Origin of the sequence: Frateuria defendens, from assembly GCF_001182895.1 — a bacterium.
GTDB classification, from domain to species: Bacteria; Pseudomonadota; Gammaproteobacteria; order Xanthomonadales; family Rhodanobacteraceae; genus Frateuria_B; species Frateuria_B defendens.
Map to the genome: position 1 here is coordinate 18,001 of NZ_LFQR01000008.1, position 9,735 is coordinate 27,735.

Here is a 9,735-nt window from a genome sequence, read left to right on the forward strand (position 1 = left end):
GGAACAAGAGAGACCAGGCATGCTCACGCTGACGCAGGACGATGTACTTCTCGGTTGCCGCGCCGCCGACTGGCGCGACGCGCTGACCCAGGCCGGCGAGGCGCTGGTGGCGGCGGGCCGCGCGGAGGCCGGCTACGCGGAGGGGCTGTTCGCGCGCGAGGCGCAGTCCTCCACCTGGCTCGGCCAGGGCATCGCCATTCCCCACGGCACCCCGGAGAGCCGCCGCTACGTGCGCGCCACCGGCGTGCGCGTGCTGCAGTTCCCGGCCGGCGTGGCCTGGCACGACGGCCACCGCGTGCACCTGCTGGTGGCGATCGCCGCGCAGTCGGACGAGCACCTGGACATCCTGCGCCAGCTCACCCACGCGCTGGAGCGCGAGGACGCCGGCGCCGCCCTGGCCGCCGCCACCGACGCCGAGGCGGTGCTGGCGGTGCTCGCCCGCCCGGTGGTGCGCGCGCGGCTGGACGCCGACACCCTCTGCCTCGCGCTGCCCGTGCGCAGCACCGCCGAGCTGGCGCTGGCCGCGGCCGGCCGCCTCGAGGCGCTGAGCTGCGTCGGGCGCGACTTCGTGGCGGCCATCGCCACCCAGGCGCCGCTGCCGCTGGGGCAGGGGCTGTGCCTGGTGCGCGCGGCCGTGGACGTGGAGGTGCCCGCGCTGGCGCTGGCCACCGCCGCCCACGGCACGGGGGCGGACGGGGTGTTCGGCGTGTTCTGCCTCGCCGCCAAGGGCGAGGCGCACCAGCCGTTGCTCGCGCGGCTGGACGAACTGCTGGCCAGCGGCAAGGCCGCCAGCCTCAGGGGCCTTTCCGCCGAGACCACGCTGGCGGTGCTGGCCGGCGAGGGCGAGGATACCCAGACCGCTCGCGTGCGCCTGCTCAACGCGCACGGCCTGCACGCGCGCCCGGCCAAGCAGCTGGTGCAGGTGGCCCGCGCCCAGGGCAAACCGATCCGCATGCGCGTGGTCGAAGGCGCCGTCGAGGCGGTGCCCGCGATCAGCCTGACCAAGGTGCTGGGCCTGGGCGCGCGGCGCGGCCAGACACTGGTGTTCTCCGCCCGCGGCGACGGCGCCGCGGCGGCGGTGGCGGCGATGGTCGCCGCGGTGGAAGAAGGGCTGGGCGAGGCGGTGACGCCGCTGCCCGCCGTGGCCGAGGCGCTGCAGGCTCCGGCCGCCGTGCCGAAGGCGGCGGTGCCGCTCGCGGCGCCCGAGCCGGGCCAGCCGCTGAGCGCGGTACCGGCCTCGCCGGGCCTGGCCGTGGCGCCGGTCTACGTGCTGCGCGCGCCGGTGTTCGACTACCCGGCCCGCAGCGAGGACCGCGCCCGCGAGGAAGTACGCCTGACGCGCGCCCTGGCCGGCGCGGCCGAGCAACTGGAAGCGCTGATCCAGGGCACCCAGGGCGCCAAGGTCGCCAACATTCTTTCCGTGCACGTGGAGATGCTGGCCGACCCCGGCCTGCGCGACGCCGCGCTGGAAGCCATCCGCGACGGCGCCTCGGCCGAGGCCGGCTGGTGGCAGGCCATCGACGCCGCCGCCAAGGCGCAGGAGGCCCTGGCCGACCGCCTGCTGGCCGAGCGCGCCGCCGACCTGCGCGACGTCGGCCGCCGCGTGCTCGGCCTGCTCTGCCACGTCGCGCTGCCGGAGCCGCCGGTCGAACCCTACGTGCTGGTGGCCGAGGACCTCGGCCCCTCCGACGTGGCGCGGCTGGACACCGCCCGCGTGCGCGGCCTGGTCACCGCGCGCGGCGGCGCCACCTCGCACAGCGCCATCCTGGCCCGCGCGCTCGGCATCCCGGCGGTGGTCGGCGCGGGCGAGCGCATCATGGCGCTGCCACCGGGCCAGGCGCTGGTGGTGGACGGCGACGCCGGCCGGCTGGTGCCCGCGCCCGACGCCGCGCGGCTGGCGCGTATCGAGCAGCGCATCGCCGAACGCCAGGCGCAGGAGCGCGAGGCCTACGCGCGCCGCTTCGAGCCGGCCGTCACCCGCGACGGCCACCGCATCGAGGTGGCCGCCAATCTCGGCAACACCGCCCACGCCGCCGATGCGGTGGAGCGCGGCGCCGAGGCGGTGGGCCTCTTGCGCACCGAATTCGTGTTCATGGCGCACCCGGACTTCCCCGACCTCGCCACCCAGATCGGCGAATACGGCGAAGCCTTCGAGGCGCTCGGCGGCCGCCCGCTGGTGGCGCGCACGCTGGACGTGGGCGGCGACAAGCCGCTGCCGTACTGGCCGATCCCGGCCGAGGACAACCCCTTCCTCGGCATGCGCGGCATCCGCCTGGCGCTGGCCCGGCCCGAGGTGCTGGAGACACAACTGCGCGCGCTGCTGATCGCCGCCGGCAAGCGGCCGCTGCGCATCATGTTCCCGATGGTCAAGGACATCGAGGAGTTTCGCGCCGGCAAGGCCATCTTCGACCGCCTGCAGGCGGAGATCGGCGCGCCCGACGTGCAGCTGGGCGTGATGGTGGAGATCCCCTCCAGCGCGCTGCTGGCGCCCAGCCTTGCCGCCGAGGTGGACTTCTTCTCCATCGGCACCAACGACCTCACCCAGTACTGCCTGGCGATCGACCGCGGCCACGCGGAGCTGTCCGCGCAGTCGGACGCGATCCACCCGGCGGTGCTGCGGCTGATCCAGATGACGGTGGAAGCGGCCCACGCGCACGGCCGCTGGGTCGGCGTGTGCGGCGAGCTGGGCTCCGACCCGCTGGCGGTGCCGGTGCTGGTGGGCCTGGGCGTGGATGAGCTTTCCGTCACCGCGCGGCGCGTGCCGCAGGTGAAGGAGGCGGTGCGCGTGCTCGACCTGCCGCAGGCGCGCGAGCTGGCGCGCCTGGCGCTGCGCCAGCCCACCGCGCATGCCGTGCGCCAGGCGCTGGAGGCGGCGCTGCCCGCGGCGGCGGAACTGGTCTGATGGCGCGGGTGGTCACCTATTCGCTCAACCCGGCGCTGGACCTGGCGATCCAGCTCGACGCGCTGCACCCCGGCGAGGTCAACCGCGCCGGCGCCACGCGGCTGGACGCCGCCGGCAAGGGCATCAACGTGGCGCGCGTGCTGCTGTCGCTGGGCCACGAGGTGCGCGTGGGCGGCTTCCTCGGCGCGGACAACCAGGCGCCGTTCCAGCACGCCTTCGCCGCCGCCGGCCTGCACGACCTGTTCGTGCGCATCCCCGGCGAGACGCGCATCAACGCCAAGCTCAGCGAGCGCGACGGCCGCGTCACCGACCTTAACGGCCCCGGCACGCAGGTCACCGCCGAAGCCTGGGTGGAACTGCTCGAAGGCCTGCCCTGGCAGCTGGCCGGCGTGGATGCCGTGGTGGTGGCCGGCAGCCTGCCGCGCGGCGTCTCCACCGCGCAGTTCGACGCCTTCCTCGCGCGCCTGCACGCACAGGGCAAGCCGGTGTGGCTGGACACCAGCGGCGCCGGCCTCGCCAGCGCGCGGCACGGCACGGTGGATCTCTTGAAGCCCAACGAGCACGAACTGGCCGAACTGGTCGGCCGCCCGCTGCCCGACGCGGCGGCACAGCTGGCCGCCGCGCGGCAGCTGGTCGACGCAGGCCGCCCGGCCCAGCTGCTGCTCTCGCTGGGCGCGGACGGCGCCTACTGGCTGGACGCCGCCGAGGCATGGCAGGCGCTGCCGCCCAAGGTGGAGGTGGTGAGCACGGTGTGCGCCGGCGACACCCTGCTCGCCGCCATGCTGCACGGCCAGCTCGAAGGCTGGAGCCGCGAACGCAGCCTGCGCCACGCGGTGGCGCTGGCCGCCGAATGCGTGCGCCATGTGGGGCCCGGCAATCCCCACGCCGAAGATTTCGAACAGCTATGCGCGCAGACGCGGGTGCAGCCCGCGGACGTCGCACGCTCCGTCGCCGTGGAGGCGCTCTGATGAACATCGTCCTGTTGACGGCCTGCCCGAGCGGCATGGTCACCACGTATCTCGCCGCGCAGGCGCTCGAACGCGCCGCCAAGCGCCGCGGCTGGACCGCCCACGCCGAAGCGCAGGGGCAGATGCGCCCCGTCGCGCCGCTCGATGCGGCCACGATCGCCGCGGCCGACCTGGTGGTGGTCGCCGCCGACGCGCCGGTGGCGCTGGAGCGCTTCGTCGGCCGGCGCCTCCACCCGGCCTCGCTGGCCGAGGCGCTGGGCGATGCCGATGCGCTGCTCGAGCGCGCCTGGCGCGAGGCGAAGCCGCTCGACGCCGCCGGCCTCGCCGCAGCGGCGGTCGTGGCGCCCGCGCCCGTCGCGGCCGGCCAGGCCCCGCGCATCGTCGCCGTCACCGCCTGCCCCACCGGCGTGGCGCACACCTTCATGGCCGCCGAGGCGCTGAGCACCGCGGCCAGGGACCTGGGCTACGCCATCCGCGTGGAGACGCGCGGCTCGGTGGGCGCGCGCGACGAGCTGACCGACGCCGAGATCGCCGCCGCCGACGTGGTGGTGATGGCCTGCGACATCGAGGTGGACAGCGCGCGCTTCGCCGGCAAGCGGGTGTGGCGCACCTCCACCGGCGTGGCGCTCAAGCAGGCGAAGCAGACCTTGAACGACGCGCTCGCCAAGGCCCAGGTCGAAGGCGGCGCCGCAGCCCCCTCGGGCACGGCGGCGCCGGCGGCCGGCGGCAAGAAGAAGGCGCGCGGCCCCTACGGGCACCTCCTCACCGGTGTGTCGTTCATGCTGCCGATGGTGGTGGCGGGCGGCCTGATGATCGCGCTCTCCTTCGTGTTCGGCATCGAGGCGTTCAAGCAGCCGGGCACGCTGGCCGCGGCGCTGATGGAGATCGGCGGCGGCACCGCGTTCAAGCTGATGGTGCCGATCCTCGCCGGCTACATCGCCTACTCCATCGCCGACCGCCCCGGCATCGCGCCGGGCATGATCGGCGGCTACCTCGCGGTGACGCTCAACGCCGGCTTCCTCGGCGGCATCCTGGCCGGCTTCGTGGCGGGCTATCTGGCGCTCGGCATCGCCCGCTACCTCAAGCTGCCGGCCAGCATGGATGCGCTCAAGCCCATCCTGATCATCCCGTTCGTGGCGAGCCTGCTCACCGGCCTCACCATGATCTACGTGATCGGCCAGCCGGTGGCGCTGGTGATGAAGGGGCTCACCGACTTCCTGCAGGGCATGGGCACCGGCAACGCGGTGCTGCTGGGCATCGTGCTCGGCGCCATGCAGTGCTTCGACCTCGGCGGGCCGGTGAACAAGGTGGCCTACACCTTCGGCGTGTCGATGCTGACCCAGCCGGGCGGCGTCGGCTACCCGATCATGGCCGCGGTGATGGCCGCCGGCATGGTGCCGCCGCTGGGCATGTGCGTGGCGACGCTGATCGCGCGCGGCAAGTTCACCGAGCAGGAGCGCGACGCCGGCCGCGCGGCGGGCTTCCTCGGCCTGTGCTTCATTTCCGAGGGCGCCATCCCGTTCATGGCGCGCGACCCGCTGCGGGTGATGCCGGCCTGCATCGTCGGCGGCGCCGTCACCGGCGCGCTGTCGATGTACTTCGGCTGCCAGCTCAAGGCGCCGCACGGCGGCCTGTTCGTGCTGCTGATCCCCGGCGCGGTGGGCCACGTGGGTGCCTACCTGCTGTCGATCGCGGTGGGCGCCCTGGTGATCGGCGTGGGCTACGCCGTGGCCAAGCGCCGCGACGCCGGCGCGGCGGCGGACACCACCGTCGCCATGGCGGCCTCGCACTGACATTTTTCTCCGCGACACGGAACCTGTGATGAGTCAAAGCATCAATCGCGACACCAAGCTGTGCATGTCCCTGTCCGGCCGGCCGGGCAACTTCGGTACGCGCTTCCACAACTACCTGTACGGGGCGCTGGACCTCAACTACGTCTACAAGGCGTTCACCACCAAGGACCTCGCCGGGGCCATCGGCGGCGTACGCGCGCTGGGCATCCGCGGCTGCGCGATCTCCATGCCGTTCAAGGAGGCCGTGATCCCGATGCTGGACAAGGTGGAGGGCTCGGCGGCGGCGATCGACTCGGTCAACACCATCGTCAACGACGAGGGCCACCTGACCGGCTACAACACCGACTACATCGCGGTGGCCAAGCTGATCGAAAAGCACGGCGTGTCGCCGGACAGCCCGCTGGCCCTGCGCGGCAGCGGCGGCATGGCCAAGGCCGTGGCCTGCGCGCTGCGCGACGCCGGCTTCAAGCGCGGCCACATCGTGGCGCGCAACGAGGCCGCCGGCCGCAAGCTCGCCGAGACCTGCGGCTTCGCCTGGGCGCCCGACACCGCGGGCCTGGATGCGGAGCTGCTGATCAACGTGACCCCGCTCGGCATGGAAGGCCCCGACGCCGCGCAGCTGGCCTTCAGCGAGGCCGAGGTGGCGCGCGCCAAGACGGTGTTCGACGTGGTGGCGTTGCCGCCGGAGACGCCGCTGATCCAGCTGGCGCGCCGGCTCGGCAAGCCGGTGATCACCGGCGCGGAAGTGATCGCGCTGCAGGCGGTGGAGCAGTTCGTGCTCTACACCGGCGTGCGTCCCGACGACGCGCTGATCGAAGAGGCCGCGGCGCATGCGCGCGGCTGAGCGCGGCGCGTGCACCCGTTCCACGGCGCGGCCCGCGGGCCGCCGCCACCAGCTGGAGACGCGCCGATGAGCGCACCGACGATAGCCCCGCAAGCCCTGGCGCGGGCGCGCCGCCTGCTCGTGCAGGGCGGGCGCCGGCTGCTCGGCATCGCCGGCCTGCCGGGCGCGGGCAAGTCCACCGCCGCGCAGGCGCTGGCCGAGGCGCTGGGCGAGGCGGCGATGGTGGTGCCGATGGACGGCTTCCACCTCGCCAACGCCGAGCTCGCGCGGCTCGGCCGTGCCGCCCGCAAGGGCGCGCCGGACACCTTCGACGCCGCCGGCTACGCCGCGCTGCTGGAGCGGCTGCGTCGCCCGCGCGCGGGCGAGACGGTGTACGCGCCGGCCTTTCACCGCGAGATCGAGGAGCCGGTGGCCGGCGAGATCGCGGTGCCGGCCGAGGTGCCGCTGGTGATCACCGAGGGCAACTACCTGCTGCTCGATGACGGCCCCTGGCGCGGCGTGCGCGAGCTGCTCGACGAGAGCTGGTTCGTGGACGTGGAGCCGGCCCAGCGCCACGCGCAGCTCCTGGCCCGGCACATGCGCTACGGCCGCAGCCGCGAGGACGCGCTGGCCTGGATCGAGCACACGGACGAGCCCAACGCGCGGCGCATCGCCGCCACCGCGGACCGGGCCGACTACCGCCTGGCCTGGGGCCTGGTGCCCGCCTGATTTTCCGCCGCGGCCGCGTGCCGCGTTTCCTCCCAACCCACCCAAAGGTACTTGCCATGTATGCGCAATCAGACAGCTCGATGGCAGTCGAACCGGTGCACCGCACCGGCCTGGTGGTCGGCATCGCGGTGATCGCCGCGTTGGGCGGCCTATTGTTCGGCTACGACACCGGCATCATCGGCGTGGCGCTGCTCGGCCTCGGCCGGCAGTTCGCGCTGGACGACACCGCCAAGCAACTGGTCACCGGCGCGATCATCTTCGGCGCCCTGTTCGGCTGCCTTGGCACCGGCCCGGTGTCCGACCGCTTCGGCCGCCGCCGCACCGTGATCGGCGTGGGCATCGTGTTCGCCATCGGCTCGATCCTCTCGGCCATCGCGCCCAGCGTGGGCTTCCTGATCGCCTCGCGCTTCCTGCTCGGCCTTTCCGCCGGCAGCTCCACCCAGATCATTCCCGTGTACATCGCCGAGGTGGCGCCGCCCGCGCATCGCGGCAAGCTGGTGGTGCTGTTCCAGTTCATGGTGGTGTTCGGCATCACCGTGGCCTACTTCACCGGCTTCGCGCTGGGCGAGCACTGGCGCTGGATGTTCGGCCTGGGCGTGGTGCCGGCGATCGTGCTGCTGGCAGGCATGTTCTTCCTGCCCGAGAGCCCGCGCTGGCTGCTGGTCAAGGGGCGCGAGCGCGAGGCGCTGGACGTGCTCGAGACGGTGCGCGGCAGCGACAAGCAGGCGCGCGCCGAGCTGGCCGAGATCCGCACCGTGGCCGACAACCAGCCGCAGGGCCGCTGGCGCGACCTCGCCCAGCCGTGGATCCGCCCGGCGGTGATCGTGGGCGCGGCCATCGCCATGTTCTCGCAGATCACCGGCAACAATGCGCTGATCTACTACGCGCCCACCATCCTCACCAAGGCCGGCTTCTCCGAGGAAACGGCGGTGCTCGCCACCGGCGGCAGCACCATCCTGGTGGTGATCATGACGGTGATCGGCAGCGTGCTGGTGGACCGCATCGGCCGTCGCCGCTACCTCTTGTGGATGATCCCCGGCTCCATCGTGGCGCTGATCCTGATGGGCATCCTGTTCCAGAACGGCGGCCCGGCCACGCCGGTGGGCCGCGTGCTGGTGGTGGTGTGCCTGGCTGCCTACCTGATGCTCAACTGCGGCGGCTTCGGCGTGTGCATCTGGCTGATCAACGCCGAGGTGTACCCGCTGTTCGTGCGCGGCAAGGGCGCGAGCCTGGGCGCCTTCAGCCACTGGATCTTCGACCTCGCGGTGACGCTGAGCACGCTGAGCCTGGTCACCTGGCTGGGCGCCACGCACACCTTCTGGCTGTACGCGGTGATCTCCTTCGGCGCGCTGGTGTTCGTCTACTACCTGGTGCCCGAGACCTACGGCAAGAGCCTGGAGCAGATCGAGCACGAGCTGCGTGATCACCGCTTCTACCCGTTCCAGCAGCGGCGCGCGCCGGTGCGGGAGCGCCAGCACGCCTGAGGCCGAAGGCCTTGGAAGAACAGCCCCACCGGCCAGGCCTGGCCGGCGGGGCTTTTTTGTCCGGGGCGCCCCGGCGCGCGTCATGGCCTGGCCGGGCAGGCGGCCGTCCAGCGTCGCCGCCGCTTTGCGCGCACCCCCGCGCTCCCGGATAATCGCCGCTTTGCGCGCTTCCCGCGCCCGGCGGACTTTCGATGAACGACTTCCTGCACAAGCTGCCCGTCTTCCTTGGCAACCATCTGGCGCTGTCCGCGCTGTTCGTGGCGATCCTGCTGGCGCTGGCGGTGACCGAGGTATTGGTGCGGCTGCGCAAGTACAAGGGGCTGACCCCGGCCGGGCTCACCCTGCTGATCAACCGCGAGAGCCCGCTGCTGGTGGACCTCTCCGCCCGCGCCGATTTCGAGAAGGCCCACGTGCCAGGCGCCCGCCACGTGCTGCCCGGCCAGTTCGACCCGGAACACAAGGACCTCGCCAAGGCCAGGGACCTGCCGGTGGTGCTGATCGACAAGGACGGCCGCGGCGTCGACAAGGCCGCGCAGCGCCTGGTCAAGGCCGGCTTCACCAAGGTCTATACCTTGAACGGCGGCGTGCTGGCCTGGCAGCAGGCGCAGCTGCCGGTGGCGAAGGGCGGCAAGTAGGCGGGCAGCGGCCATGCGCCTTTACCGCTATCTCACCGGGCCGGATGATGCGACCTTCTGCCATCGCGTCAGCGCGGCGCTGGCCCGCGGCTGGTCGCTGCACGGCCAGCCCACGCTCTGCTACGACAGCGACGCCAAGCGCGTGATCTGCGGGCAGGCCATCGTCAAGGAGGTCGAGGGCGAATACAGCCCGGAGCTGGACCTCGCGGGGCTCTGAGGGTTTGTTCGCGATCTGCCTGCTGGTGTGCTGCGCGAGAAAAAGTGTGTCGTGTTGTTGAAGTGCCATCGCATTCGGGCCGGCCTTTGGCCGGGGTTTCGCCCTCCTGCCGGAGGGCGAGTTACTTTCTCTTGCTTGTCCAAGAGAAAGTAACCAAAGAGAAAGACACCCCGAGGGCGCGCCT

8 protein-coding genes are annotated in these 9,735 nt (G+C 73.0%); all 8 read left to right on the forward strand.

The genetic code is table 11. The features are described from left to right. Positions 1-19: 19 nt before the first annotated feature. The 8 genes from ptsP (at position 20) to ACH65_RS02660 (ending at position 9,551) form a co-directional block, all read left to right on the forward strand. A complete protein-coding gene (gene ptsP, locus ACH65_RS02625; RefSeq protein ID WP_049621021.1) occupies positions 20-2,902 on the forward strand; it encodes a phosphoenolpyruvate--protein phosphotransferase in 2,883 nt (960 codons plus the stop codon). Beyond that, positions 2,902-3,870, forward strand: a complete 969-nt coding sequence (gene pfkB, locus ACH65_RS02630) for a 1-phosphofructokinase (RefSeq protein WP_049621022.1) — start codon at positions 2,902-2,904, stop codon at positions 3,868-3,870. Before ptsP ends, pfkB begins: the two co-directional genes overlap by 1 nt. Beyond that, complete coding sequence (locus tag ACH65_RS02635; protein WP_425478255.1) at positions 3,867-5,663, forward strand: PTS fructose-like transporter subunit IIB; 1,797 nt, start codon at positions 3,867-3,869, stop codon at positions 5,661-5,663. Before pfkB ends, ACH65_RS02635 begins: the two co-directional genes overlap by 4 nt. Before the next feature lie 28 nt (positions 5,664-5,691). Continuing rightward, positions 5,692-6,507, forward strand: coding sequence for a shikimate 5-dehydrogenase (locus ACH65_RS02640; RefSeq protein ID WP_049621024.1), 816 nt, complete (start codon positions 5,692-5,694; stop codon positions 6,505-6,507). A 66-nt stretch (positions 6,508-6,573) separates the two neighbouring features. Next, a complete protein-coding gene (locus tag ACH65_RS02645) occupies positions 6,574-7,215 on the forward strand; it encodes a nucleoside/nucleotide kinase family protein (RefSeq protein WP_049621025.1) in 642 nt (213 codons plus the stop codon). Between the two features lie 80 nt (positions 7,216-7,295). After that, complete coding sequence (locus ACH65_RS02650) at positions 7,296-8,699, forward strand: sugar porter family MFS transporter (protein ID WP_237561420.1); 1,404 nt, start codon at positions 7,296-7,298, stop codon at positions 8,697-8,699. 191 nt (positions 8,700-8,890) lie between these two features. After that, on the forward strand, positions 8,891-9,334 hold the full coding sequence (locus ACH65_RS02655) for a rhodanese-like domain-containing protein (protein ID WP_049621027.1): 444 nt from the start codon (positions 8,891-8,893) through the stop codon (positions 9,332-9,334). A 13-nt stretch (positions 9,335-9,347) separates the two neighbouring features. Beyond that, positions 9,348-9,551 (forward strand): DUF1737 domain-containing protein, encoded by a 204-nt coding sequence (locus ACH65_RS02660; protein ID WP_049621028.1) that lies wholly within the window; start codon positions 9,348-9,350, stop codon positions 9,549-9,551. Positions 9,552-9,735 lie beyond the last annotated feature (184 nt).